The organism is Ureibacillus sp. FSL K6-0786, assembly GCF_037965165.1.
In the GTDB taxonomy this organism is placed as follows: domain Bacteria; phylum Bacillota; class Bacilli; order Bacillales_A; family Planococcaceae; genus Ureibacillus; species Ureibacillus thermosphaericus.
In genome coordinates this window covers 2,403,097-2,430,000 of the sequence record NZ_CP150191.1, presented here as the reverse complement: position 1 = coordinate 2,430,000, position 26,904 = coordinate 2,403,097, and the positions used below count along the sequence as shown (strand labels likewise).

Below are 26,904 nucleotides of genomic sequence, written 5' to 3'. Positions count from 1 at the left end.
CAAAAGGCACGCCATCACCCGTTAACGGGCTCTGACTACTTGTAGGCACACGGTTTCAGGTTCTCTTTCACTCCCCTCCCGGGGTGCTTTTCACCTTTCCCTCACGGTACTGGTTCACTATCGGTCACTAGGGAGTATTTAGCCTTGGGAGATGGTCCTCCCGGATTCCGACGGAATTTCACGTGTTCCGCCGTACTCAGGATCCACTCAGGAGAGGATGGATTTTCGACTACAGGGCTTTTACCTTCTCTGGCCGTCCTTTCCAGAACGGTTCGTCTAACCCATCCTTTTGTAACTCCGTATAGAGTGTCCTACAACCCCAAGAGGCAAGCCTCTTGGTTTGGGCTGTTCCCGTTTCGCTCGCCGCTACTCAGGGAATCGATTTTTCTTTCTTCTCCTCCAGGTACTTAGATGTTTCAGTTCCCTGGGTGTGCCTTCTTAACGCTATGGATTCACGTTAAGATACTGTTCCATTACGAACAGTGGGTTCCCCCATTCGGAAATCTCCGGATCAAAGCTTACTTACAGCTCCCCGAAGCATATCGGTGTTAGTCCCGTCCTTCATCGGCTCCTAGTGCCAAGGCATCCACCGTGCGCCCTTAACAACTTAACCTTTTCGGTTTTCGATACGCTGCGCAATACTTCGTCAATTTCGCTCGTTCGAATCCTCATGTACGCATATAGTACACTCCGGTTCTCACTCGCTCATTTCCTTGTCTTGCTTACGTCTCGCAACCCTTATGGCTTTTAATCCACGTCGCATTTACGTCGTGTTAGCCTAGTTGTTTGCGCTTTACAGTAAATATCTTGCTTTCAATGTCGTTTATCCAGTTTTCAAAGAACAACACTATAACTTTGAAGGTCATAAACCTTCAAAACTGAACACAAAACGCTAATGCTTCCGTAAATATCCTTAGAAAGGAGGTGATCCAGCCGCACCTTCCGATACGGCTACCTTGTTACGACTTCACCCCAATCATCTGTCCCACCTTCGGCGGCTGGCTCCCGAAAGGGTTACCTCACCGACTTCGGGTGTTACAGACTCTCGTGGTGTGACGGGCGGTGTGTACAAGGCCCGGGAACGTATTCACCGCGGCATGCTGATCCGCGATTACTAGCGATTCCGGCTTCATGCAGGCGAGTTGCAGCCTGCAATCCGAACTGAGAACGGTTTTTTCGGATTGGCTCCGTCTCGCGACTTCGCGACCGTTTGTACCGTCCATTGTAGCACGTGTGTAGCCCAGGTCATAAGGGGCATGATGATTTGACGTCATCCCCACCTTCCTCCGTATTTGTACGGCAGTCTCCTTAGAGTGCCCAACTGAATGATGGCAACTAAGGACAAGGGTTGCGCTCGTTGCGGGACTTAACCCAACATCTCACGACACGAGCTGACGACAACCATGCACCACCTGTCACCGCTGTCCCCGAAGGGAAGGCTATGTCTCCATAGCGGTCAGCGGGATGTCAAGACCTGGTAAGGTTCTTCGCGTTGCTTCGAATTAAACCACATGCTCCACCGCTTGTGCGGGCCCCCGTCAATTCCTTTGAGTTTCAGTCTTGCGACCGTACTCCCCAGGCGGAGTGCTTAATGCGTTAGCTGCAGCACTAAGGGGTGGAAACCCCCTAACACTTAGCACTCATCGTTTACGGCGTGGACTACCAGGGTATCTAATCCTGTTTGCTCCCCACGCTTTCGCGCCTCAGCGTCAGTTACAGGCCAGGAAGCCGCCTTCGCCACTGGTGTTCCTCCATATCTCTACGCATTTCACCGCTACACATGGAATTCCGCTTCCCTCTCCTGCACTCAAGTCTCCCAGTTTCCAATGACCCTCCCCGGTTAAGCCGGGGGCTTTCACATCAGACTTAAGAGACCGCCTGCGCGCGCTTTACGCCCAATAATTCCGGACAACGCTTGCCACCTACGTATTACCGCGGCTGCTGGCACGTAGTTAGCCGTGGCTTTCTAGTAAGGTACCGTCAAGGTGCAGCCAGTTACTACTGCACTTGTTCTTCCCTTACAACAGAGCTTTACGATCCGAAGACCTTCTTCGCTCACGCGGCGTTGCTCCATCAGGCTTTCGCCCATTGTGGAAGATTCCCTACTGCTGCCTCCCGTAGGAGTCTGGGCCGTGTCTCAGTCCCAGTGTGGCCGATCACCCTCTCAGGTCGGCTACGCATCGTCGCCTTGGTAGGCCGTTACCCCACCAACAAGCTAATGCGCCGCGGGCCCATCCTATAGTGATAGCGGAGCCATCTTTCAACATCAAAGCATGCACTTTGATGTGTTATCCGGTATTAGCACGCGTTTCCGCGAGTTATCCCAGTCTATAGGGCAGGTTACCCACGTGTTACTCACCCGTCCGCCGCTAACCTCATGAAAGCTAGGCTTTCAATTGGTTCGCTCGACTTGCATGTATTAGGCACGCCGCCAGCGTTCGTCCTGAGCCAGGATCAAACTCTCCATAAAAGAAAATTTGATTTGCTCAAAAATTTAATGTCCGAATCTAGTTTGTCAACGAGGGTTAACAACTAGACAATTTATTGCATTAACGTTTTGTTGTTCAGTTTTCAAGGTTCATTTTTGTTTCGTTATTTATCGGTCGAAACAACTTTTTCATTTTAACATCTTGTTTTGTTATTGTCAAGATGTTTTTTGTTATTTTTTGTTTTTTATTACAAAACTTATCTCGTCCGCTAAGGACATGATATATATTAAAACACATTTCATTAGGAGTCAATAGTTTTTTTGAAAAAAATTTTTAGCATTTTCAAATCTAGTACAAACAACAAAATTCCTGCAATTACTATAATTCCACCAACAATTTGTGTAACTATCAATTTTTCTCCAAAAATAAACAATGCTAAAATTGATGCACCAACTGGTTCAAATAATATTGCAATTGAAATAACTGTAGTGCTTATCCATTTAATAGCCCAGTTAAAAAGTGAATGGCCAAGTAAATTCGGAAGGATTGCAAGCAACAAAAACCATATCCATGTCATCATTGGATAAGGACCAAATGACTCTTCTCTTATTATGACATAACATAATAAACAAACTGTACTAATAGAATATACGACCATCGTATATGTAATTAAGGATAATCTCTTTCTTACATCTTGTCCAAATAAAAAATATGCTGTTACTAAGCCACAAGCAATAAGCGCTAGTATATCTCCAAATAAAGCATTGCCACTTACTTTAAAATCTCCCCAACTAATTAAAACACTACCGGATATAGCAATAATTCCAGACAATATTGTTTGCATTGTAATGCGTTCTTTAAAAAATAAATATGTTCCTACAAAAGCAAATAAGGGCTGCATTGTAACAAGAACCGTAGAACTTGCAACCGAAGTGTAGTTTAGTGATTCAAACCAAAGTATAAAATGAAATGCCAAAAAGATTCCGGCAATTGTAGAGAACAACCAATCTCTTTTATTTAACATTTTTAATTCGTGTACATGTTTTTTTAAAAATATCGGTGACAAGATTAACACCGTAAATAGCATACGGTAAAAAGCGATAACACCCGATTCAGCATCTGCTAGTTTTACCAAAATAGCAGAAAAAGAAATCGAAATGACACCAATAATGATTGCTATAGATGGATGAATCGGTGGTTTTTCCATTTTATTTACCCCTAACTTTACTTTATTCAATATCCATTTTTACATGATTAATGTTTTTGCACAATAAAAAAAGGGGGAAATGTCTTGGGGTACTTTCACATTTTTCATGAAACGATTCGCAGCGTCGTTTTATTTAAATTGGCCTTTGCTGCAATGTTAAGTTTAATTATCGGAATCGAAAGAGAATTAAAGAAAAAACCTGTGGGATTAAAAACTAGCTTAGTAATTTCTACATTTAGTTGTTTATTAACCATTATTTCGATTGATACTGCATATAGTACCCCTCCTAGAGGTGATATCAACATCACAATGGATCCACTAAGACTTGCAGCCCAAATTGTGAGCGGAGTCGGCTTCTTAGGTGCAGGTGTCATTTTAAGAAAAGGAAACGATAGTATTACAGGTTTAACCACAGCTGCTATCGTTTGGGGAGCGGCTGGAATTGGAATTGCTGTCGGTGCCGAGTTTTATATAGAAGCATTATTAACAGTTATCATTGTCGTTTTCGGTATTGAAATCGTAGCACCTTTTTTAACAAAAATTGGGCCAAAACGAATAAGGATGCGAGAACTTTCTCTTAAAGCAAAGATTGCACATAAAGAAAATATAGAGGAATTGCTAAAGTTCATGAAAAAAAACGGGATGGTTATCGATAATATTCGCATTACTGGCGAAAATCTGACTTATGAAGTTGATATTCGTTTTTCCACATTATTAAAAAATAACACTTATACAGTTTTTAACACCTTTCATGCACTTCCTTATATTCAAAAAATTGAAATTGAAATTTTATCTTAATTTGGAGGAAATCGATGTTAGAAATAATAAAATTACTAAAAGACGGAAATAAACCATCATTATCTGCAGCAATTGTGAATTTAACTTTAGGTATTATTAAAGGAGCAGCTTATTTTTTTACAGGGAATGTAGCCATGTTTGCCGAAATGATGCACTCATTAGGAGATGCAGCCAATCAATTTTTCGTCTATATTGGTTCAGCTTTATCAAAAAAGGCGCCTACAAAACGGTTTCCAAATGGATTTGGGCGGGTAGTGAATCTTGTTTGTTTAGGAGCAGTCATCATCGTTGCAATACTTTCTTACGAAACAGTAAAAGAAGGTCTCCATCATTTTTTACATCCTAAAGAACAATCAGATGGAATCCTATTCGCCCTTGGTGTTTTGTTATTGGGAACGATACTGGAAGCCATTGTTCTACAAAAAGCTGCAAAAGAAACTTTACATGAAGTAGGAATCGAAACTTCCGGTATAGGAGCAATTCCAAAATCAATTATTTATTTAAACCGAGCTAAACCAGCGACAAAATTAGTATGGATGGAAGATGCAGTTGCTACCGCGGGAAATGTACTAGCATTTTTAGCTATCATTATCGCTTATTTTACGAATTTTTACGCATTAGAAGGTTTAGTATCCATGATTATAGGTGTAATGATGTTTTATGTAGTGGGTCGAGTATTCCTTGACAACGCTCGTGGTGCAATCGGCGAAACAGATGAAGAAATGTTAATACACATTGGTAATTTAGTAATGGAAGATCCCCATGTAAAAGATATTGAACGGTTAGAAGTTGTAAAGGAAGGAGAGTTTCTCCATGTTGAAATCGTTGTAGAAACCAATCCTCATCAATCTCTTGATTATTTGGATAGTGTTCGAGATCACTTAGTTGAATTAATTTTGGCTCAAAAAGGCGTTACAAAAGTAACTCTTGCTTTTGACAAAGACGACGGAATAACAGAGTGGAAATATCATAAAAAGAATAATGGATAACTTAATTGTGAAATCGCTAAAATGATTTATCATGTTAATACAATGACTGTTAAAGATAATGAGGCTGGGACAAAACTAGCTTCTAGATAGGAAAAAGGAGAATTTGAGCCAACTCAAATTCTCCTTTTTCCATTTATCCCCATTATTTTTGGTTAGTTGATCTTTGTTGGCCGTGTATTTTCGTAAATTCACGGCCATTAAGGCAATGCCTATTTCATTTTCCACTTTCGATTTTCCTCGAACGGAAAATCGAGTGAAACGCAAATTAGCCTTCAAGAATCCAAAAACTGGTTCTACGTCTATTTTACGTTGACGGAAAATAGAACCAGCTTTTTCTTCTGAAAGCTTCGCTCTTACATATTCTTTTTGTTGTTCCCATTTTTCATTCACCATGACCTTTCGGTGATTGCCTTCCTTTGCTTTTGTACATGATGAACGAAATGGACATCCTGAACAGTTTTCACATTCATAGATTTTCAATTCTCGTTTGAAACCGGTCTTATCTGTACGTACAGAACGATAACGGAAGGTTACTCGCTGCTGATTTGGACAAATGTAGGTATCACTTTCTTCGTCGTACATCCAATTGTCTGGATGAAATGGATTTTGTTTATATTTCTTCTTTTGTTCTTTCTCATACATGGTATATGGAATGAGTGCCTCACATTTTCGATTCGAAAGGATGTCTTCATAGTTTTGTTCACTACCATAACCAGCATCTGCGACAATATACTTTGGCAACGGAAAATAATCCTTTTCTATCTTATTCAAGAACGGAATTAATGTACGTGTATCAGTAGGATTTGGAAAGATGCTATAAGCTAGTGCGTATTGACCTTCTGTTGCGATTTGTACATTGTATCCAGCTTTCAATTGACCGTTTTTCATATAGTCGTCTTTCATTCGCATGAACGTTGCATCTTGATCTGTTTTGGAATAACTGTTCCGTTCCCCCAAGATGTCCAAGTCTTTTTGGTATTTTTGTTTTCGTAGAATGAAGTCTATTAATTGTTTGTACGCTTGTTTTGGATATTTTCGTTCGCTTCTTAATGCTTTTCGTTCTGTGGCATCGGGCGATGTTTCTATCTTTTGGTCATATTCCTTAATGACTTCATCGACTTGTTGCACCATTTGAGCGAGTTCTTCAACGGACAGTTCTCCCTCATTTTCCCGCTCCATTTCAGGGATGATTTCTTTTTCTAATAGTTCGTTGTATAACTGATTGGACTTTTCAATTAAGTTTTGGTTGTATTTTTCAATGGATTTCTTCCATACGAAAGTAAATTTATTGGCATTCGCTTCAATCTTCGTACCATCGATAAAAATGGCTTCTTGATCGATTAACTTTTCTTCCACCAGTTGGCAACGGAATTGGACAAAACATTGACGAATTAATTCTTTTACTTCCGGATGCACACGAAAACGATTGATCGTCCGATAACTTGGTTCATATCCTTGTGCCAACCACATCATTCGTATACTGTCCTTTAATAGCGCTTCAATTTTTCGACCTGAAAAGACAGACTGCGAATAGGCACACAAAATAATTTTTAGCATCATGCGTGGATGATAAGCAGGACAACCTGTATTTCGAAGAAACGGCTGGAAGGCTTCATCTGGAATACTTTCAACTAAATGGTGAATGTGGAAGGCAATATCATTTTCTTGTAATTTTATTTCTAAATCTAGAGGCAAAACTAATTGATTCATGTTATAATATTTGAACATAAGGTCCCTTCTTTCTGTTAGGTTTTGTGTGCTAACTTAATTTTAACAGAAGAGGTCCTTATTTTTTATTGAAAAAATGAAAAACAGCCCATGAAATTTCATTCCAAAATTTCATGGGCTGTTTCCATTTTAGAGGGGGTTTTGTCCCAGCCTCCCCCATTTATAAAGACATCCTCAAAATTTCTCTTACATCGTTCTTCTCAAGAACTTTAAAACGTCCAATTGGACCATTCGCCATTGCTTTTTCAACTAATAATTCCAACTTTGAATCATCAATAGAATAATCTTTAAGTGAACTTGGAGCTCCTAGAGATGTCCAAAACTCTCTTAAACGTTCAATTCCTTCAAATGCAACTTCTTCTACAGTCTTATGAGACGGATTTACTCCAAACACTTTCGTAGCCAGCCGAGCAAAACGATGCGGATTTACATGAACAACATGTTTCATCCAGTTTGGAAATAGAATCGCAAGCCCCCCACCATGTGGAATATCATATACTGCTGATATGGCATGCTCGATTTCATGAGTTGCCCAATCACCCTCTGATCCCATTGATAACATTCCATTTAAAGCAATCGTTCCAGATAATAAAATTGTTTCCCGCAATTCATAGTTTTCCAGATTATCTACTAATTTTGGTGCTGTTTCGATAACTGTTCTCAGTACCCCTTCACACAATTCATCCATTACCAATGTATTTTCCGCATCATGGAAATATTGTTCAAATACATGGGACATCATATCGACAATACCGTATACCGTTTGATCCTTTGGTACTGTTATTGTGTATGTCGGATCAAGAATAGAAAACTTTGGAAACACCTTTCCGCTTGCCCAACCATATTTTTCTTTCGTTTTTTCGTTGGAAATAACAGAATTCGCATTCATTTCTGATCCAGTTGCAGCTAACGTTAAAACTGTTCCTAGAGGCAATGCATCTTTTACCTTCACTTTTTCCGTTACAATATCCCATGGATCTTCTTCCGTTTTTGCTCCAGCAACTATTAATTTAGAACAATCGATAACCGAACCGCCGCCAACCGCAAGTACAAAATCAATAGATTCTTTCTTACAAATATCAATTCCTTTTCTAGCCGTTTCAACTCTTGGATTTGGTTCTACACCACTTAATTCGAAAACATTCAAATCAAGATCTTTCAATATAGAAGTCACTTCATCATATAGCCCGTTTCTCTTAATGCTGCCTCCTCCAAAAACAAGCAGAATATTTCTCCCGTATTTCGGCAGCTCCTTTTTTAATTTACGTATTTCACCCTTCCCAAAATATAATCGAACAGGATTAGTAAAAACAAAATTATTCACTCAAACACTCTCCTTTATGAGCAAATTTACAATTCACACTATCAGTTAAAAATCCGAATAAACAAATAACACCATTTTTCAATGCAGAAAAATGGTGTTATTCTTCTTCAAGAAGCAAAATCTAAATCAAGTTTCAGTTGTATATTACACCCATCCGCGGAAGCGGGAAGCTTCAGCTGTACGGCGAACACCAACCATATACGCAGCAAGGCGCATATCGATATTTCGACTTTGCGCAGTTTGGTAAACATTTTCAAATGCATTGACCATTCTCTCGCGCAATTTTTCTTTCACTTCTTCAGCAGACCAATAGTAGCCTTGATTATTTTGAACCCATTCAAAATAAGAAACAGTTACCCCACCAGCAGAAGCAAGTACATCTGGTACTAATAAAATTCCACGTTCAGTAAGGATTTTTGTTGCTTCAGCAGTTGTTGGACCGTTCGCAGCTTCGACAACAATTTTAGCTTTAATATTAGGTGCGTTTTCAGCTGTAATTTGGTTTGAAATTGCTGCTGGAACTAAAATATCGCAGTCTAATTCTAACAATTCTTTATTTGTAATTGTATCTTCAAACAATGTTGTTACTGTTCCAAAACTATCTCGACGATCTAGTAAGTAATCGATATCTAAACCGTCTGGATCATATAAAGCACCATAAGCATCGGAAATACCAATCACTTTTGCACCTAAATCGCTCATAAATTTCGCCAAGAATCCACCAGCATTTCCAAAACCTTGAATAACTACTCGTGCACCTTTAATATCAATACCGCGTTTTTTCGCTGCTTCCTGGATAACAATTGTCACGCCTTCTGCAGTTGCACGGTCACGTCCTTGCGAACCGCCTAAAACAATTGGTTTTCCTGTAATAAATCCAGGTGAATTGAACTCGTCAATTCGACTATACTCATCCATCATCCACGCCATAATTTGGGCATTCGTAAATACGTCTGGAGCAGGAATGTCTTTTGTAGGTCCTACGATTTGGCTCACAGCACGAACATACCCACGGCTTAATCGCTCCAATTCTCCCATTGACATTTGACGAGGGTCACAAACAATACCACCCTTACCTCCGCCATATGGTAAATCAACAATACCGCATTTTAAAGTCATCCACATAGAAAGCGCTTTCACTTCATCCTCGGTCACATCTGGATGGAAGCGGATTCCTCCTTTAGTTGGACCAACCGCATCTGAGTGTTGAGCACGATAACCAGTAAATACTTTCGTTGTACCGTCATCCATTTTTACGGGGATGCGCACTTTTAACACACGAAGCGGTTCTTTTAATAATTCATACATCGCTTCATCATATCCAAGCCTATTTAATGCTTCTTTAATCACATCTTGTGTTGAAGTAAGAAGATTTACATTTTCAGACATATATTCTCGCCTCTTTTAACTCAATGATTTAATATTTTGTAGAAAGTTCCTCAACATCATATTAACATACTTTGTAAATAAATCGAGTTGATTGTATTGGTAATTTCCATTTTAATGATGTCCTACCATATGTACAACCATTTTTTCTCCCAATTTATATTATTAGCTCAACAAATTATTTATCATTCATTTTGATAAAAAAGCAGACGTATAAAAACGTCTGCTTTTTAAATTATAACGTTTCAGAAATAGTTTTTGCTTGCATATGAAGAATCAAGTAGTCAGGTCCACCTGCTTTTGAATCTGTACCAGACATGTTGAATCCACCAAATGGTTGATATCCAACAATTGCAGCAGTACATCCGCGGTTGAAGTATAAGTTACCTACATGGAAATCTTCTGCAGCTTTTTGTAAATGGAAGCGATTATTTGAAATGACAGCACCTGTTAAACCATACACTGTATTATTCGCAATTTCAAGTGCTTCATCAAAATCTTTTGCTTTTGTTATTGCAAGAACTGGACCAAAGATTTCTTCTTGCATAATTCGAGCATTAGGATCTACATCTGCAAATACTGTTGGATGGATGAAGTAACCTTTTGAATCATCATATTGTCCACCAGCAACTAAGCGGCCTTCTTTCTTCCCAATCTCGATATATTCAGCAATTTTCTTAAATGCACCTTCATCAATTACTGGGTTTACATATGTTTCCTCATTTGCAGGATCTCCTACAACAAGTTCATTTGTTAATTCAGCAACTCGTTCTACAACTTTATTGTAAGCTTCATCTCCTACAATGATTGCACGTGAACATGCTGAACATTTTTGACCACTGAATCCGAAAGCACTAGTTACAATAGATTGAGCTGCTAATTCTAAATCAGCATTTTCAGCATCGTCTACGATAATCGCATCTTTACCACCCATTTCAGCGATTACTCGTTTAAGCCAAATTTGTCCTTCATTAACAACGGCAGCACGCTCATTGATACGAATACCAACATCACGAGAACCAGTGAAGCTGATAAAGCGTGTACGTGGATGATCTACTAAATAATCTCCTACTTCTGAACCTGGTCCTGGAATGTAGTTAACAACTCCTGGTGGCATTCCTGCTTCTTCTAAGATTTCCATGAATTTATAAGCAATAACTGGTGTTGTAGAAGCTGGTTTTAAAAGTACAGTATTACCTGTAACAGCAGCTGCTACAGTTGTCCCAACCATGATAGCAAATGGGAAGTTCCATGGTGAAATAACAACACCAACACCTAACGGAATATAAACATATTTGTTGATTGTTCCAGGATTTTCTTCAAGCGGTTTTCCTTTTGCAATTTCTAACATTTGACGACCGTAGTATTCTAAGAAATCGATCCCTTCAGCAATATCTCCATCCGCTTGTACCCATGGTTTACCTGCTTCTTTTGTTAACCATGCCGCTAATTCAAATTTACGGCGACGAACAATCGCTGCAGCTTTAAATAAAACTTCTGCACGGATAACTGGATCTACTTTTTTCCATGTATTGAACGTTTTATCTGCAATTTGCATTGCCTTTTCTGCAATTTCTTTATTTGCTTTTGAAACTCGACCTACAACTTCCGTTTTATTTGCAGGGTTATAAGAAGTAATTTTATCTTCCGTTGTAATTCTTTCTCCACCAACAATTAATGGATAATCCTTGCCTAATTCACTTTCAACTTTTTTTAATGCTTCAAGATACTTTTGACGATTTTCTTCAATTGAAAAATCAGTTAGGGGTTCATGTTTGTAGGGAATCATTATTACTCCTCCTTAAAATAAATTACATAAATAGTATGCAAAAAATATTTGCACCTATAGAATATTTATATATATAATAATGCAAAATATTATTGCATTTTTCAATACATATTATATAACATAATCAAAAAAATTTTTTGAGGGTGTTGACGATGTCTCTAAATAGTAAACAACTTCTAAAACTGTATGAATTTGCTGTAGAACATGTTTCAGTTGGCATTCATGCTGTTGATACGGAAGGAAGAACGATCTTATATAATAAAAAAATGAAAGAAATAGAAGGTTTTGATGTGGAAGACATTACCGATCGTTCTATTTTAGAACTTTTTGCATTTCGCTCCCATGACAGTACGTTGTTGCGCGTATTAAAAACTGGAATCAAAGAGATCAACGTAAAACAAACATATTTTAATAAATATGGTCATGAAATTACCACGATTAATGATACGTACCCCATTTACGAAGGGGAAAAACTTATCGGTGCCATAGAATTTGCCCGTGATATCACTTCTTTGGAAAAACTTATTTATCAACCTTTACGTCGATATGGGGAACCATTAACATTTGATGTCATTACTGCGATCTCTGAACCGATGCAAATCGTTAAAGAAAACGCAAAAAAAGCAGCTCGTGCCCGTATTCCTGTATTATTAATTGGAGAATCTGGAACAGGAAAAGATTTAATAGCAGAAGGAATCCATCACGAGCTTCAGCCGAAAAACGATGAATTTGTTACTCTTTTCAGCAGAAGGCCAAATCAATTAGAAAGATTAAAAACGTATTTAAAACAAGATAAATCATATACATTTTTCTTTGAACGAATTGAATTTTATTCCCTCTCCACTCAAAAAGAACTACATAAACTGTTAACAAGCCTACCGCCAGAAAAGCATATGGTTATTGGCAGTGTCGGTGGAGACCCAATTGATTTAATTGGCAATCATCAATTGCTGAAAGACCTATATTATTATTTTGCTTCAATGAGCATTTCTATACCCGCTTTGCGCACTAGAAAAGAAGACATTAAACCTTTCGTAAATGATTACTTTTCAAGACATCGCGAACGTTTTAATTCGAATATTCAAGGTTTGTCAAATGATGTAATGGAATTGTTTCTTGAATATGATTGGCCTGGAAATTTAAAGGAATTGGAACTATTGTTAGATGAAATCGCTTCGATGATTACAAATGAAAAATACGTTACATACGAAATGTTGCCATTACATTTCCGGTTTAAGTTACAACAACAAAACGAAAAAATGAGAAAACCGGATTTTTTCCTTCTTCAACAAAATCGGGAATTATTGCCATTAAACGAGTATTTAAAAGAAGTGGAAAAATATTATTTACAACATGCATTAGAAATGAACGAAGGAAATATTACAAAAACTGCCCAAGCATTAGGTATGACACGACAAAATTTACAATACAGACTAAGAAAATTAAACATATAAAAAATCCCAAAAGCATACTCGCTTTTGGGATTTTTTTAATGCCCTCTCTCAATCCAATCTTGAAGTTTTTCCTTTAGCGTCTGAAAACCGTTTGCATCCTGTTCATTTACACGTTCTTGTAATGTTTTTTTCGGATTCTTATCCATTTTCTTTTGTGGTGGTGGGTCTTGAAGAGCACGGGTAGATAAACTAATTTTTTCGTTACGTTCATCAATATCAAGTATTTTTACTTGTATTATGTCACCAACTTTAAAAAAATCTTCTACATTTCGAACGTAACCATAAGTAATTTCAGAAATATGAACAAGACCTTGTGTTGATTCATCTAATGCCACAAAAGCTCCATATGGTTGAATCCCGGTTACCTTCCCTGTTACAACTTCACCTACTTCATATTTTTTTTTCATAATTTTTTCCTACTTTCTTTCACTACGTAAATGTCATGTTAAATTATAACATAACGAGTAACGGCGAAACAAAAAATCACCTTTTTTTGAAAAAAGCTTCCAATTTTTTTTGATGAATTTATAAAAGTTTATCATAACATTAATTTTGAAAGTAAAATAAAAAGTGTCGACTTTTTTTAAAGGAGCGACACTTTTTATCACTTTTTATATAATACATTTAGCTTCAAATTTAATCGCAATTAATTGATAAGCCATTTCCACACAATTTTCGAAAGGAATCCAAATTTCAAAGGAGTGTTCGTATACTCTCTGAATTACTTTTGCTAATTCTGTGGGATCATCTATCGCTTGCAACGCTGCAACTACATCGCTGGCTTCAATTTCATAAGCACCTTCTCCCATTTGAAAGGGATCCCATTTCATTAAAGCTTGCTTCGCTTTTTTATTCATTAATACGTCTTCCACGAATTTCACCTAACACAAATTATTCTTTATTTTCCTTCTTATGATATCATATTATCATTAGATTTAAAGATAAAAAATAAATAGAAAAGAGTGATAATTGTGACAATCCAGTTCGATGAAATATATGAAAGAAGAAACACCAATAGTTTTAAATGGGACAAATTTAAAGAACGCTTCCGTGCAAAATACCGTGTCGAAGATGACTCTGATATTTTGCCAATGTGGGTTGCTGATATGGATTTTGCTGTTCCCCAAATTGTTATTGACGCAATAAAAGAACGATTAAATCATCCGATTTTCGGCTACTCCTACATCAGCGACGAATGCAAAGAGGCCATCCAACAATGGTACAAACGTCGCCACAATTGGCATATAAATAAAGATGCCCTGATCTTCCATAGCGGTGTTGTTCCTGCTATAGCTACGATTATTGAAACCTTCACAGAACCAGGAGACAAAATATGTATTTCAACACCGGTATATGCACCATTCTTCAGCATACCAAAAGCCCTTAATCGCCAAATAATCGAATGCGATTTAGTAGAAAGTAAAGAGCATATTTATGAATATGATTTTGAACAGTTGGAGGAAGCATTTAAAAAAGGTGTAAAAGCTTATATTTTATGTAGCCCACATAATCCAGCTGGAGTTGTTTGGTCAAAAGACACGCTGAAAAAACTCATCCAATTATGTATAAAATATGATGTTTTACTTATATCAGATGAAATTCATTCAGATATTGTCTTTGAAGGTCATAAACATATCCCGACTATGACTGTAGAAGGTGCCGAACAAGCAAAAATTGTCGCATGTATTGCCCCTACGAAAACATTTAATCTAGCTGGACTTCATGCAGCGATTATCGTAGCAGAAAATAAACAATTACGAAATGCATTAATTCAAAATAAAATGGCTCATGGTCTAGACGATTGGAACGTACTTGCAGCTAGCGGTGTACAAGCGGTATATGAAAAAGGTGACGAATGGCTCGATCGCATGATTCAATACGTCTCCAAAAACATTGACTATTTAGAGCAAGAATTAAATAAGTTGGATGGCATTCGAATCATTCGTCCTCATGCCACCTATCTCGTTTGGATTGATTATCGTGGAACTGGTCTTTCTGAAAACGAAATGATGGATCGTCTGATAAATAAAGGAAAAATCGCATTAGAACCAGGTACAAAATATAGTGAAGCTGGCCGAGGATTCCTTCGTATCAATTTAGCATGTCCATTTGAAACAGTAAAAGACGGTGTTGAACGATTCAAAAAAGCTTTATTATAAAAACATTTATTAAAGACTCTCAACCTATTAAAGGTTAGAGTCTTTTTATTTGTTACCTTTTTTCAATCTTCTATTTATTATATAATAAGAAAAAATAAATTCTTAATTATTTGAAAATGGGGTTGTTACAATCAATAAAGTGATGAAAAGATTTCCTCTTCGATTAACAATGTTTATTTTTTCCTTTGTTATCGTGTTATTTTCTATCTTAACCAGTGGAATTATTATGATTCATAATATTTCTGGCGCCTTTGAAAAAGAATTTGGATCTAGAGCAATCGCTATCGCCCGTACAGTTGCCCAACTAGAAGATGTACAAAAAACCGTTGGAAAAGAGGAAGGTTTTGAAGTTATTCAACCGATTGCAGAACGAATTCGATTGGCAACGGACGTCGATTATATTGTGATCTTCGATATGAAAGGTGTACGATATTCTCATCCGTCCGAAAGTAAAATTGGAACCATCAATGAAGAAATAAAAAACAATGAAGCTTTGTCACAACACGAATACATTTCAAAAGCAATCGGAGTTCAAGGATTCTCGATTCGTGCGTTTGTACCTATTATGAATCCAGATGCTACAAAACAAGTAGGTGTCATCACGGTCGGAATCATTACGCCAAAATGGTACCAATTAGTAGGAGAATATCAATTAGATATTTTTATCGCATTATTTTGGGGGTTACTGATTGGGTTGATAGGATCGATCTTGATTGCCAATCTAATTAAACGGCAAACGTTAAACTTAGAACCATATGAAATTGCTCGTATCGTGGAAGAACGTTCAGCAATTATGCAAGCAATGGATGTTGGAATTCTCGCCACAGATGGCCGAGGGAAAATTACATATATGAATCATTTAGCTAGAAAATATACTCATTTTTTTGCGAAGGAAGGAACATTAAAAGAGGTATTTAAAAATACTTGGTTAGCCGAAGAACGCCTTGAAAAACAAGAAAGTTATAAACCGCTATCTTTGTTAAATCAAATGTACTTAGTCCGAATTTTTCCACTAAAAATACATGATAAAAATGCTGGTTCCCTCATCGTCATTACTGACCATAAAGAAGCACACACCTTAGCTGAAGAATTAACTGGTGTAAAAACTTTAGTGGATACACTTAGGGCTCAGCACCATGAATTTTTAAACCGATTACATAGTATTGCGGGGCTTATTCAACTCAATCGAAATGAGGAAGCCATCAGTCTAATCTTAGATGAAATTACTGATGAAGAAAGTGTTTTTCAAAAAATTAAAGATAAAATACACGATTATTCCATTCAAGGACTATTAATTGGAAAATTCTCAAGAGCGAAAGAATTAGGTGTTGAGTTAACATTAAGCGACGATTCCTATTTGCTTGATTATGTCACAGGTTTTTCTAGTGGCGACTTAATCACTATTATTGGGAATTTGCTAGATAATGCAATGGAAGCATGTCTTTCTAAAGAAGAAAGATATGTAGATATTCTCATTCAAGGGGATCAAGATTATTTATATATTGAAGTACAAGATAATGGCGTTGGAATTCAAGAACCAGTGGAACAAATTTTTAATTATGGTTATACAACGAAAAATAAACAAGGCCATGGGATTGGATTAGCATTAGTGAAGCAAATTATCGAGTCCAATCATGGAACAATTCAAATTTTTTCAGAGGTTGGTGTTGGCACAACAATAATCGTACAAGTTGGGAGGAATGTACTGTGACCAATATAAATGTCTTAATTGTGGAAGACGATCCAATGGTATTGGAAGTAAATAAGAGTTTTTTAAAGAAAATTAATGGATTTAACTTAGTTGGGGAAGCCCAATCAGGTGAACAAGCCTATCGAGAAATTAAGAACAAAACGCCTGATTTAATCCTTTTAGATATGTATTTACCAGATATTTCTGGGTTAGAGTTGTTTTACAAAATTCGTCAAGAACGCCTCCCAGTTGATATTATTATGATTACTGCAGCTAGAGATGCAAAAACAGTTCAAGAATTGACACGCTTAGGAGCTTTCGACTATTTAGTGAAACCTTTCCGCTTAGAAAGATTCCAACAAGCGTTAGAAGATTATGCCCGCTCAAGAAAAAAATTAACAACGAAAACCGAACTTAAGCAAGATGACATCGATGATTATTATGGCATGTATTATGAGTCTCAAAAAGAATTACCAAAAGGACTCAATGAAATTACAATGAAACAAATCACCGACAAATTAAAAGAAATCAACGGTCCCGTCACAGCTGAACAACTAGCACAAAATACAGGCATGGCGAGAGTCACTGTAAGAAAATATTTAGACTATCTTGCGAGTATTAGTGAAGTCAAAATCGATTTAAAATACGGTACAGTGGGTCGTCCAACAAAATATTATTCCCTTTAATAAGAGCTATCAAGGCTCTTATTTTTTTGCCTTCATCTATGTAATACAACAGTTATTATTTTAAAATAACTGTTGTATACCAAAAAGAACAAAACGTCCATTAATACCATAATATTGAGAATTTTCGTTTTTCATATAACATGAAACTATCTACATCAAACAGCAAGTTCAAGGGGAAAACGATGAGAGATTCAATAAAAGTAATTCTATTTTGTTTTCTATTAGTCATACCATTTTTAACTCTTGCGTGCTCTCAAATAAAAGATTATCCCACTGATTTAGAACAGTTAAGTGAAGATGAGCGACTTGTCATCCGATTTTCCCATGTCGTAGGTGAAGATACACCAAAAGGGATGGCAGCTAGAAAATTTGCTGAACTCATTAAAGAACGATCAAACGGTCGAATTGAAATACAAGTGTTTTCAAACGGAACTCTTTATAAAGATGTGGAAGAATTGGATGCCCTTTTAAGAGGAGATATCCAATTAATTGCTCCTGCTATTTCGAAGTTGACAGATTTGGTTCCTGAACTTTCTGTATACGATCTTCCCTATGCTTTTAATTCATTAGAAGAAGTTCATGAATTTACAGAAAGTGAAGCCGGGAATCGATTAAAAGATTTATTAAAAATGCATAATCTTATCGCTCTTAGTTTGTGGGATAGCGGTTTTAAACAAATTAGCAACGACATTAGACCGATCGAGCATTATCAAGATTTAAAAGGAATACGGATGCGCATTATGCAGAGCGATATTTTAGCACAACAATATTACATTGTTGACGCCTTTCCTAGAAAAATTGACTTTAATACCGTCTTTCAATCGCTGAAAAAAGGTGATATAGAAGGACAAGAAAATACGTTAACAAATATCACAAGTAAAAACTTTTATTCATTGCAAAAATACTTAACTATTTCAAATCATGGATATTTAGGTTATTTTCTACTATTTAATTTAGATTTTTGGGAAAGTTTATCTGATGAAGATCGGGAACTTATTACCGAGACGCTTCATGAAGTTCAAGAATGGCAATGGCAGCTTGCAGAAGATTTAAATGACAGAAGACTGCAAGAAATTGAAGAATGCCAATGCATACAAATCTATTATTTATCTGAGGAAGAGAAAAAAGAATGGGAAGAACATTTTACGCCCGTATATCACTACTACACCCAACATTACGGGGATTACTACATTCAAAATCTTCCGAAATATAAATATGTCAAATAGGTAAAAAAGAGACTTTGCGCTCTTTTTACAATAAAAACATTACTACATTTAAGGGGGATAATTACATGAAGAAATGGCTATTAGCCACTATTTTAGGGGTGCTAGCTCTTGCCCTTGCTGCATGTGGCGGCAGTTCAAGCAGTGAACCAAAATCCAGTGAAGATTACACTGCTGACAAACCACTTATTATCAAATTCTCACACGTAACTGCAGTTGATAGTGTAAAAGGTAAATCTGCTAACTACTTTGCTGAATTAGTAGATGAAAAAACAGAAGGTCGTGTAAAAGTTGAAGTTTATCCATCTTCACAATTATACGGCGATGCGGATGAGCTTGATGCATTAGTATCAGGGAACGTACATATGATCGCTCCATCCGTTACAAAAATGGTGAAAATCGACCCACGTTGGCAATATGTTGATATGCCATATTTATTCAAAGATGAAGAACATGTTCAAAAATTCTTTGATTCAGAAGTAGCGCAAGAATTATTCAACTCTCAGCAATTAGCACAAAACGATATTAAAGGTATGGCATTCTGGCCAAACGGTTTCAAACATTTCTCTAACAACAAACATCCATTAGTAAAACCTGAAGACTTCAAAGGTTTGAAATTCCGTACACAAGCTGGACAAGTATTAGAAAAACAATTTGAATCATTAGGTGCAGGTTCTGCAACAATTTCATTCGGTGAAACTTACGCAGCTCTTCAACAAGGAACTGTTGATGGTGCAGAAAACCCATTCAACAACTTTGATACAATGAAATTCTATGAAGTTCAAAAATATTTATCTACAACTCAACATGGTCGCCTTGACTATGCAATTTTCGTAAACAAATCGTTCTGGGAATCAATGCCTGAAGATTTACGTGTATTAGTGGAAGAAGCGCTTAGTGAAGCTACTGAATACGCTCAAAAATTAGCAGCTGAAGAAAACCAAAAATCCTTCGAAAAAATCAAAAGCTTAGGCACTGTTGAAGTTTATGAAATGACTGATGAAGAGCGCCAAGCTTTACGAGAAGCTTTACAACCTGTTTATGATGAATTTACTGATGTCATCACAAAAGAATTAATCGATGGCATTACAGCATTAGCTGAATAATTCATCCTTATAACACAGTCTTTTCCCTATTTTTTTCGAGTGTCGAATTTATTTCGACACTCCATCTTTTTTCATATATGTATTCCATTATAAGGGAGTTGATAACAAGTGAAGGCATTATCGAAGCTTTGGACTTGGTTAGAAGAAATATTAGCCAGCATCTTTTTTGGCGTCGGTGTATTATTGATCTTCTACGGAGTTGTTATGCGTTACTTTTTAAATCATCCTCAAGCATGGGTAGAAGAAGTCGCAAGGTATTCAATAATTTGGGGAACATTTTTAGGATTTGGTATGGCGCTAAAACATAATCAACATATTCAAGTAGATATTTTATATGATCGTTTAGGAAATAAGGGAAAGTATTTCATCAATATACTAGCGACAGTGCTATCGATTGTTTTCTGCCTAATCTATACATATTACGGATGGAATTTAGTCACTGCTCGCATTAGTTCCGGAATGGTATCTCTAGATGTAGGAATCCCTATGTGGATTGTTTACCTAATACTACCAATCTCAGGAGTGCTTTTCCTGCTTCGTTTCATTGAAAGGTTGGTAAACATTCTGCGTAGAAAGGATGAAGACTATGCTAACCCTCTTAATTAGTTTCTTTGTATTGATTTTTTTACGTGTTCCAATTGCTATTAGCTTGGCTCTAGCTACCATATTAATGTTATTCATGGCTGATTTTAATATGAACATGATGCCGCAACGCATGTTTACGGCACTTGATTCCTTTCCTATGATGGCCATTCCTGGATTCGTATTAGCAGGTGCCATTATGGCTCGAGGGGGAATTTCAAAATATTTAATTGAGGCATTACGTGCCTGGGTTGGACACTTACCTGGTGGATTATCGGTCGTAACAATACTTGCCTGCGGGATTTTCGCAGCAATTTCTGGTTCATCTCCAGCAACAGCAGCAGCAATTGGTTCTATCATGATTCCTGCATTAGTTGCTGCTGGATATGAGAAAAAATACGCTCTCGGATTAGTGGCTGCTGGAGGAACTCTTGGTATTTTAATTCCTCCGAGTGTACCTCTCATTATTTACGGTATTACATCGGAAGAATCGATTGGAAAACTATTCATGGCCGGGGTTATCCCTGGATTAGGGTTACTTGCTGTATTAATTGTAGCAGCGATTGTATATGCAAAAATGCAGGGATATCAAGGCGATGAAAAAGCAACTTGGGAAGAACGCGGTCGAAAATCGTTGAAAGCCATTTGGGGTGCATTTTTGCCGGTATTAATTTTAGGTACGATTTACTCAGGGGTTGTAACTCCGACTGAATCTGCTATTATTGCTGTTGTTTATGGCCTCATCGTTTCAATTTTTATTTACCGTGAACTAAGTTGGAAAGATTTCCGTCAAATCTTAGTTGAATCCATCAACGTAACAGCCATGATTTTCTTAATTATCGGGGCTGCTTCATTATTCGGATTATATCTCACAAACGAACAAGTTCCACAAAAAGTTGGAGCGTGGATTGCGGAAAGCGGCATGAACAAATGGATTTTCATGCTCATTGTTAACTTGCTCTTCTTTATTTTAGGTATGTTCTTAGAAGCTGTATCCATCATCTTAATTACATTACCGATTCTATTACCTATTTTAAAACATTTTGGCATCGACTTATATCACTTCGCTATTATCATGGTTATCAACTTAGAACTTGGAATGATTACACCACCAGTTGGATTAAACTTGTTCGTCGTTGCAGGTATAGCGAAGGAAAAACTTGGGATGGTTGTTCGAGGAATTATTCCATTTATCGTATTAATGATTGCATACTTAGTTGTCGTCATTCTCTTCCCACAATTGTCACTTTGGTTACCATTTGGAATTGGAAAATAATTGACGTTATAACGGATACTTCCTACTGTGTCCGTTATACTTCCATTAAGTAGGTGTTCACGTATGGAAACAAAGGGGTATCATATTAATGAAATGGGTTATTGGCGAGTTGTCGCGAGTCTCGGTTTAGCTTCAACTTTCATATTTGCAACTTTCTACGCCTTTCAACCACTCATTCCTGTATTTGAAAAAGAATTTGCAATATCCGTAACCTATTCTAGTTTAACCATGTCGCTTGCAACCTTATCTTTGATTCTAGGGTTGATTGTTTTAGGTTTTTTATCGGATCGGAATGGAAGAGTATTATTTATTAAACTTTCTATTCTTTTATCTATCATTCCTTTTCTGGTTATGCTTTTTGTGGAAAAGTATTGGGTGATTTCAATATTGCGATTAATTCAAGGCTTCACCCTTGCTGGCGTTCCGGCAGCATCTCTTGCGTATATCGGAGAGGAAATGGATTCGAAAGTAAGAAATTTAGCAACATCCATTTACATTTCTACCAATGCGCTTGGTGGAATGATTGGACGTTTTCTTGCAGGGTATCTTTCAGAAAACTACAGTTGGCAATTAGCAATTACGATTATTACCATTTTTGGGATTGGTGTATTTCTTTTTGTTTTAATTGCATTACCATCATCAAAACATTTCATTCCAAGTTCTGTAAGTTTTTGGGAAGATATTAGAGGATTCGGTTTTCATTTAAAAAATCCAAATTTACTTGTTTTATTCGGATTAGGTATAGTATTACAAATCACATTTACTGGAACGTGGACATACCTCCCTTTCCAATTGGCAGAACCGCCTTTTTCAATGTCGCTTGACTCCATTTCCTTTTTGTATTTTGCCTATGCCTTTGGAATATTAGGAGCTCCTATTGCGAGTTGGCTGTCAAATAAATTTACTTTAGATAAAGTACGAACTACTGCAATCTGCTTATTATCATTCGGAGTATTATGCACATTGCACTCTTCACTCTTTATCGTATTGCTCGGTTTGTGTGTAATTTGTTTCGGCTTTTTCACCGCCCATTCGCTAACTGCAGCAAGTGTTGGCAAAACTGCAACCCATTTAAAAGGAAGTGCATCAAGTCTTTATTTAGTTTCCTATTATATTGGTGTTGCATCAGGAAGCACCTTGGTTGCCCCCATTTATAATAATTTAGGATGGAAAGGGTTCATACTGATTACTGTCACTACAACAATTTCTTATCTTATCTTTTTAAATTTTTCGTTAAAAAGATTCCACCAAAAACATAGTGTATAAGGTGAATAGTAAGTTGTTTAAAACAATCAAGGCTGTCTAAAAGCTTATGCTTATTAGACAGCCTTTTCATGTAGCAAACCCTACTCTTTTATTATTGTGTCTTTATTTTGTTTACGCTCACGCAACATTCGCTTTTCCAACTCTTTTGTCTTCATTTCTTGTATTTTTGATATTTTTTTTACAAGGAAAAAGACAGCAAAACAAAGTACAAATAGCAATATCAATTCAACTGCAGCTGGAATATATGCTTTTTTGTCTTCCGGAAAATATAAAAAATCGCCATATAATAATAGCAAGTGCACAATCATCACTTCTTTCTGTCGTCTTATTCAAGCACTGTAATTGATTCTATTTTAATATCTTCTAACGGCTTATCTCGGAAATCTGTTTCGACATTGGCAATTTTATCTACAACTTCCATACCCTCAACAACATGACCAAATACAGTATGCTTATAGTCTAACCAAGGTGTTCCTCCAATACGAGCATACTCCTCAATGATTTCTTTTGGAAAACCTGCTTGTTCCATTTGTCCAATCATATCACTTGGTACTTGCGGCATTTGTACAATAAAGAATTGAGAACCATTCGTATTTGGACCAGCATTCGCCATGGATAACGCTCCACGTAAATTAAACAGTTCAGGATGGAATTCATCTTCGAAAGGTTCTCCCCAAATGGATTCCCCTCCCATACCTGTACCAGTTGGATCTCCGCCTTGAATCATAAAATCAGCAATAACACGGTGGAAAATAATACCCTCATAATAACCTGACTTTGCATGACCTAAAAAGTTTTCAACCGCTTTAGGTGCATGTTCTGGGAACAACTTTATTTTCATTGACCCCATTGTCGTTTTCATTTCAACTAAGATTTCTCCAGGGTTTAATTCTTTCGTTAATTGTGGGTACATTTCTTCTTCTCCTTTATAAATAAAATCATAGTGATGACTACATTTTCTTATTTTCCTCGTTTCAGTTTACCATAAAACATGAATTTTTTCCGCTAATTAAGTTATTTCACTTCTATTTCTACTTATTTTAAGTTGTTATACTCCTCTTTCTTTCATTCATCTTTTTCGGAAATTTCTTTATAAACATGTTGTAATGATATGAAAAGTGAACTGTTCTAATGAAAAATATGGTATTCTTTCTTGTAGGCAATAGGAGGAATAAATGTGAGGCAATTGTTAGGGTATCTTATGATTCTTTGCCTCTTCCCTCTTCTTTTTGTTGTTGGAGACAAAATTTGGGAAGAAGCAGCCAAAGCACAAAATCATAAAGAACAAATTCAGGAACAAATCAAACTCCCAGAAATAAAAAAACAGCTTCCTGTTAAAATGTTAGATCGAAACGGAGATTTATTTAACGAAGATTACGTGGAATGGAGAAATCCTATTCCCATAGAAGAAATACCCGAAATCGTTAAACAAATTTTTATTTTGAGTGAAGATCGAGATTTTTATCAACATATCGGTTTTGACATAAGTGCTATAATGAGGGCTGTCATAACCAATGCGGAACAAAATTCTATCCAACAAGGGGGCAGTACAATTTCCCAGCAGCTTGTTCGAATGCTTTATTTATCGGAAGAGAAAACATATGAACGCAAACTAATGGAAGTGTTGTATGCTTACGAACTAGAAAAACTATATGATAAAGACAGCATTTTTGAAATGTATTTAAATGAAATGTACTTCGGTCATCAAGTGTATGGTATTAATTCAGCTGCAACCTATTATTTTCAAAAACCAATACAACATTTATCCGTTGCGGAAATCGCCTTTATTGCAGCTATACCAAATAACCCTTCTATTTATGATCCGTTAAAGCATTTTGACAATACGAAAGCACGTCAAGAACGTTTAATTGATCTTCTAGCAAAAGAAAATGTCATTTCCCTTGATGAAGCAAAACAATATAAAGAAGAACCCATTCAGTTGAACATAAAAGAAAAAACGCAAAACTTCCCTGCTTACAGCACGTATGTATTACATGAACTGAATCAATTAATTGCAGAAACTGAGGGATACAACGAAGCGCTGCAACAAGCTTCACCAGAGGAAAAATTGCTGCTTCAAAAAGAATTAGATAACAAAATCAATGAACTTCTTTATTCTGGCATCATTATACATACAGCATTAGATCCTGAAAAACAATCAAAAGATGATGTATCAATTAATTCTCTTTTAACCATTCAAAATTTGCAATCTAGCGCGGTTGTCATTGAAAATGAAACGCGGGAAATCGTGAGTATGTATGCTGGAAAAAACTACAATAAATTCGATTTTCATAGAGCTTATCAGGCTCCGAGACAGCCAGGTTCATCCTTTAAACCGTTAATTGTATATGCACCGCTATTTGAAAGAACAAATTATTCACCTTCCTCCATCGTGAATGGAGGAAAATATTGCATTGGGGCGTTTTGTCCACAAAACTACGGCGGAGCAATCTATGGCGATGTAACGATTTCAACTGCCTTTAAACATAGCTTGAATACGTCAGCTGTTCGTCTGTTTTCAAAAGTTGGTATAGAGACAGCCTTTCAATATTTACAACAATTCAATTTTAAATCGATTGTAGAACAAGATAAAAACTACGCAGCTGCATTAGGTGGACTAACATACGGTGTAACTACATTAGAATTGGCCGATGCATATACAAGCTTTATCGATGGAAGTTACGTTAAATCCCATGCAATTCGAAAAGTTACCGATCAACAAGGAAACATATTGTATCAGTGGCCATCGGAACGGAAACAAATATGGTCTAAACAAACTGTACAATACATGCGTTCATTATTAAAAGAAGTAGTGCGAAGTGGAACAGGAAGAGGGATTCATGCAAATTCATCCTACATTGGGGTAAAAACAGGCACTACGAACGAATATCGAGATTTTTGGATCGCTGGATTATCCAATGAATATACCGTAGCCGTTTGGATTGGCTATGATCAACCAACATCTATGCTTCAATTAGAAGACGATCGAATTCATTTCAACATATTTAACCGTATTATTAACCAATAAAATGACTATTTGGATGATATTTTTCTATCATAGATTTTCGCTTCAGCTGGAAGCTTTCCGCGGGCATGGGCTTTCCTCTCTTATTCATGTCCATTCCCGCAGGAAAGCTTTACTTTAATATTGCTTTCATCGCAGATAAATTGCGACGAAGCGAACACAGCAGGAACTTTCCTTTCGCTTAAATCAGATTAGAATAAGAGTGTCTATCCCTTATTTAGCAAAAGGCAAGCTCGCCAAAATCCCGTTGTAAAGTTTCATACAAACAAAAATGACGACTGTTATAAAAAAAGACCAAAAGAGTATTTCAAAGGCGATTAATCCAATCATCCCAGATAAAGACATATATTGGCTCATTTTATAGATTGAATAGACGAAAAAACAAAATAGTGATAATGCAAAAATGATTATTAGTGCAGTAAAGGATTGGATAGCAAAGGCGCTAATAAGACTTCCGATAAAGAAAAGTACATATCCTCCGCGTGCTGCTTTAACAGCACCACCTTCTGAATCCTTTGAAAAAAACAACATCCCTATTTCGTGAATCGTTTCTCCAATCAATTTTAAAGCTGAAAACAGCATGAAAAAGCAAAGGAAGAATACAAACAATAATAGCATCCGAATTTCTACTTCTGTTAGAAATTCTCGCATGCCATTATAGATTCCAATAGATTGAAAAAGTTGAATAGACTTACTTACTGTAAAAATTCCAAAAGTTAGACTATACAGAATAATTGAAAATAATGGTAAATAACCATATAAGTATGGATTTTTCATTGTACTTTGC

At 36.6% G+C, this 26,904-nt stretch carries 22 protein-coding genes and 2 rRNA genes (1 of these 24 only partly in view); 12 read left to right on the top strand and 12 right to left on the bottom strand.

Annotated elements, in window-relative coordinates:
- From NSQ18_RS11905 to NSQ18_RS11895, 3 genes are all read right to left on the bottom strand, one after another.
- Positions 1-613, bottom strand: a 23S ribosomal RNA gene (locus NSQ18_RS11905); it reaches 2,314 nt to the left of the window's first position.
- 304 nt (positions 614-917) lie between these two features.
- Positions 918-2,470: ribosomal RNA gene (locus NSQ18_RS11900) — 16S ribosomal RNA — on the bottom strand.
- The 16S and 23S rRNA genes sit together here, the layout of an rRNA operon.
- A 260-nt stretch (positions 2,471-2,730) precedes the next feature.
- Complete coding sequence (locus NSQ18_RS11895) at positions 2,731-3,636, bottom strand: DMT family transporter (protein WP_016839473.1); 906 nt, start codon at positions 3,634-3,636, stop codon at positions 2,731-2,733.
- Positions 3,637-3,735: 99 nt separating this feature from the next.
- Here NSQ18_RS11895 and NSQ18_RS11890 point away from each other — a divergent pair, with 99 nt between their 5' ends.
- Both NSQ18_RS11890 and NSQ18_RS11885 read left to right on the top strand, forming a co-directional pair.
- Entirely contained in the window at positions 3,736-4,434 is a 699-nt protein-coding gene (locus tag NSQ18_RS11890; protein WP_050988860.1) for an MgtC/SapB family protein, read from the top strand.
- A 14-nt stretch (positions 4,435-4,448) separates the two neighbouring features.
- The gene (locus NSQ18_RS11885) at positions 4,449-5,423 is read left to right on the top strand and encodes a cation diffusion facilitator family transporter (protein ID WP_016839475.1); all 975 of its coding nucleotides are present in this window, start codon (positions 4,449-4,451) and stop codon (positions 5,421-5,423) included.
- A 75-nt stretch (positions 5,424-5,498) separates the two neighbouring features.
- Here NSQ18_RS11885 and NSQ18_RS11880 read toward each other — a convergent pair whose 3' ends face one another.
- The 4 genes from NSQ18_RS11880 to pruA all read right to left on the bottom strand — a co-directional run bounded on the left by NSQ18_RS11880 (position 5,499) and on the right by pruA (position 11,653).
- Positions 5,499-7,151, bottom strand: a complete 1,653-nt coding sequence (locus NSQ18_RS11880) for an IS1182 family transposase (RefSeq protein ID WP_339287681.1) — start codon at positions 7,149-7,151, stop codon at positions 5,499-5,501.
- 160 nt (positions 7,152-7,311) lie between these two features.
- On the bottom strand, positions 7,312-8,475 hold the full coding sequence (locus tag NSQ18_RS11875) for an iron-containing alcohol dehydrogenase (RefSeq protein ID WP_168412854.1): 1,164 nt from the start codon (positions 8,473-8,475) through the stop codon (positions 7,312-7,314).
- Positions 8,476-8,619: 144 nt separating this feature from the next.
- A complete protein-coding gene (locus tag NSQ18_RS11870) occupies positions 8,620-9,864 on the bottom strand; it encodes a Glu/Leu/Phe/Val dehydrogenase (RefSeq protein ID WP_016839477.1) in 1,245 nt (414 codons plus the stop codon).
- A 232-nt stretch (positions 9,865-10,096) separates the two neighbouring features.
- Positions 10,097-11,653, bottom strand: a complete 1,557-nt coding sequence (gene pruA, locus NSQ18_RS11865) for an L-glutamate gamma-semialdehyde dehydrogenase (protein ID WP_026019155.1) — start codon at positions 11,651-11,653, stop codon at positions 10,097-10,099.
- 149 nt (positions 11,654-11,802) lie between these two features.
- Between pruA and NSQ18_RS11860 the strand changes: the two genes are divergently transcribed.
- On the top strand, positions 11,803-13,104 hold the full coding sequence (locus tag NSQ18_RS11860; RefSeq protein ID WP_016839479.1) for a helix-turn-helix domain-containing protein: 1,302 nt from the start codon (positions 11,803-11,805) through the stop codon (positions 13,102-13,104).
- A 35-nt stretch (positions 13,105-13,139) separates the two neighbouring features.
- Here NSQ18_RS11860 and yugI read toward each other — a convergent pair whose 3' ends face one another.
- Both yugI and NSQ18_RS11850 read right to left on the bottom strand, forming a co-directional pair.
- Positions 13,140-13,511 (bottom strand): S1 domain-containing post-transcriptional regulator GSP13, encoded by a 372-nt coding sequence (yugI, locus tag NSQ18_RS11855; protein ID WP_016839480.1) that lies wholly within the window; start codon positions 13,509-13,511, stop codon positions 13,140-13,142.
- Between the two features lie 204 nt (positions 13,512-13,715).
- A complete protein-coding gene (locus tag NSQ18_RS11850) occupies positions 13,716-13,976 on the bottom strand; it encodes a DUF1871 family protein (RefSeq protein ID WP_016839481.1) in 261 nt (86 codons plus the stop codon).
- A gap of 99 nt (positions 13,977-14,075) precedes the next feature.
- On the opposite strand from NSQ18_RS11850, the gene NSQ18_RS11845 reads away from it, so the two are divergent.
- The 8 genes from NSQ18_RS11845 to NSQ18_RS11810 all read left to right on the top strand — a co-directional run bounded on the left by NSQ18_RS11845 (position 14,076) and on the right by NSQ18_RS11810 (position 23,092).
- Positions 14,076-15,263 (top strand): MalY/PatB family protein, encoded by a 1,188-nt coding sequence (locus tag NSQ18_RS11845; RefSeq protein WP_096551662.1) that lies wholly within the window; start codon positions 14,076-14,078, stop codon positions 15,261-15,263.
- A 142-nt stretch (positions 15,264-15,405) separates the two neighbouring features.
- Entirely contained in the window at positions 15,406-16,974 is a 1,569-nt protein-coding gene (locus NSQ18_RS11840; RefSeq protein ID WP_040764880.1) for an ATP-binding protein, read from the top strand.
- Positions 16,971-17,639 carry a response regulator gene (locus NSQ18_RS11835; RefSeq protein ID WP_016839484.1) on the top strand — a complete coding sequence of 223 codons (669 nt, stop codon included), beginning with the start codon at positions 16,971-16,973 and terminating at the stop codon, positions 17,637-17,639. The genes NSQ18_RS11840 and NSQ18_RS11835 overlap by 4 nt, the downstream gene beginning before the upstream one ends.
- Positions 17,640-17,821: 182 nt before the next feature.
- Complete coding sequence (locus NSQ18_RS11830) at positions 17,822-18,865, top strand: DctP family TRAP transporter solute-binding subunit (protein ID WP_168412847.1); 1,044 nt, start codon at positions 17,822-17,824, stop codon at positions 18,863-18,865.
- A 65-nt stretch (positions 18,866-18,930) separates the two neighbouring features.
- Positions 18,931-19,968, top strand: a complete 1,038-nt coding sequence (locus NSQ18_RS11825; RefSeq protein WP_016839486.1) for a TRAP transporter substrate-binding protein — start codon at positions 18,931-18,933, stop codon at positions 19,966-19,968.
- A 108-nt stretch (positions 19,969-20,076) separates the two neighbouring features.
- Positions 20,077-20,574, top strand: a complete 498-nt coding sequence (locus tag NSQ18_RS11820; protein WP_016839487.1) for a TRAP transporter small permease — start codon at positions 20,077-20,079, stop codon at positions 20,572-20,574.
- Complete coding sequence (locus NSQ18_RS11815; RefSeq protein WP_339288182.1) at positions 20,555-21,826, top strand: TRAP transporter large permease subunit; 1,272 nt, start codon at positions 20,555-20,557, stop codon at positions 21,824-21,826. Before NSQ18_RS11820 ends, NSQ18_RS11815 begins: the two co-directional genes overlap by 20 nt.
- Before the next feature lie 63 nt (positions 21,827-21,889).
- Positions 21,890-23,092 (top strand): MFS transporter, encoded by a 1,203-nt coding sequence (locus NSQ18_RS11810; protein WP_339288180.1) that lies wholly within the window; start codon positions 21,890-21,892, stop codon positions 23,090-23,092.
- Positions 23,093-23,172: 80 nt separating this feature from the next.
- On the opposite strand, the gene NSQ18_RS11805 is transcribed toward NSQ18_RS11810, so the two are convergent.
- Together NSQ18_RS11805 and NSQ18_RS11800 are read right to left on the bottom strand one after the other, a co-directional pair.
- Positions 23,173-23,400 carry a hypothetical protein gene (locus NSQ18_RS11805; RefSeq protein WP_040764878.1) on the bottom strand — a complete coding sequence of 76 codons (228 nt, stop codon included), beginning with the start codon at positions 23,398-23,400 and terminating at the stop codon, positions 23,173-23,175.
- Between the two features lie 17 nt (positions 23,401-23,417).
- Positions 23,418-24,005 (bottom strand): peptidylprolyl isomerase, encoded by a 588-nt coding sequence (locus tag NSQ18_RS11800; protein ID WP_016839493.1) that lies wholly within the window; start codon positions 24,003-24,005, stop codon positions 23,418-23,420.
- A 264-nt stretch (positions 24,006-24,269) separates the two neighbouring features.
- On the opposite strand from NSQ18_RS11800, the gene NSQ18_RS11795 reads away from it, so the two are divergent.
- Complete coding sequence (locus NSQ18_RS11795) at positions 24,270-26,120, top strand: transglycosylase domain-containing protein (RefSeq protein WP_339288178.1); 1,851 nt, start codon at positions 24,270-24,272, stop codon at positions 26,118-26,120.
- A gap of 210 nt (positions 26,121-26,330) precedes the next feature.
- Here the strand turns inward: NSQ18_RS11795 and NSQ18_RS11790 are convergent, their stop codons facing one another.
- A complete protein-coding gene (locus NSQ18_RS11790) occupies positions 26,331-26,894 on the bottom strand; it encodes a DUF5366 family protein (RefSeq protein ID WP_016839495.1) in 564 nt (187 codons plus the stop codon).
- Positions 26,895-26,904: the final 10 nt, after the last annotated feature.

Excerpts from the sequence above, each read along its gene's own strand:
- NSQ18_RS11895 (WP_016839473.1), bottom strand. The coding sequence starts at position 3,636 with ATGGAAAAACCACCGATTCATCCATCTATAGCAATCATTATTGGTGTC.
- NSQ18_RS11885 (WP_016839475.1), top strand. The coding sequence starts at position 4,449 with ATGTTAGAAATAATAAAATTACTAAAAGACGGAAATAAACCATCATTA.
- NSQ18_RS11880 (WP_339287681.1), bottom strand. The coding sequence starts at position 7,151 with ATGTTCAAATATTATAACATGAATCAATTAGTTTTGCCTCTAGATTTA.
- NSQ18_RS11870 (WP_016839477.1), bottom strand. The coding sequence starts at position 9,864 with ATGTCTGAAAATGTAAATCTTCTTACTTCAACACAAGATGTGATTAAA.
- NSQ18_RS11860 (WP_016839479.1), top strand. The coding sequence starts at position 11,803 with ATGTCTCTAAATAGTAAACAACTTCTAAAACTGTATGAATTTGCTGTA.
- yugI (WP_016839480.1), bottom strand. The coding sequence starts at position 13,511 with ATGAAAAAAAAATATGAAGTAGGTGAAGTTGTAACAGGGAAGGTAACC.
- NSQ18_RS11840 (WP_040764880.1), top strand. The coding sequence starts at position 15,406 with ATGAAAAGATTTCCTCTTCGATTAACAATGTTTATTTTTTCCTTTGTT.
- NSQ18_RS11830 (WP_168412847.1), top strand. The coding sequence starts at position 17,822 with ATGAGAGATTCAATAAAAGTAATTCTATTTTGTTTTCTATTAGTCATA.
- NSQ18_RS11825 (WP_016839486.1), top strand. The coding sequence starts at position 18,931 with ATGAAGAAATGGCTATTAGCCACTATTTTAGGGGTGCTAGCTCTTGCC.
- NSQ18_RS11815 (WP_339288182.1), top strand. The coding sequence starts at position 20,555 with ATGCTAACCCTCTTAATTAGTTTCTTTGTATTGATTTTTTTACGTGTT.
- NSQ18_RS11810 (WP_339288180.1), top strand. The coding sequence starts at position 21,890 with ATGGAAACAAAGGGGTATCATATTAATGAAATGGGTTATTGGCGAGTT.
- NSQ18_RS11805 (WP_040764878.1), bottom strand. The coding sequence starts at position 23,400 with ATGATTGTGCACTTGCTATTATTATATGGCGATTTTTTATATTTTCCG.
- NSQ18_RS11800 (WP_016839493.1), bottom strand. The coding sequence starts at position 24,005 with ATGTACCCACAATTAACGAAAGAATTAAACCCTGGAGAAATCTTAGTT.
- NSQ18_RS11790 (WP_016839495.1), bottom strand. The coding sequence starts at position 26,894 with ATGAAAAATCCATACTTATATGGTTATTTACCATTATTTTCAATTATT.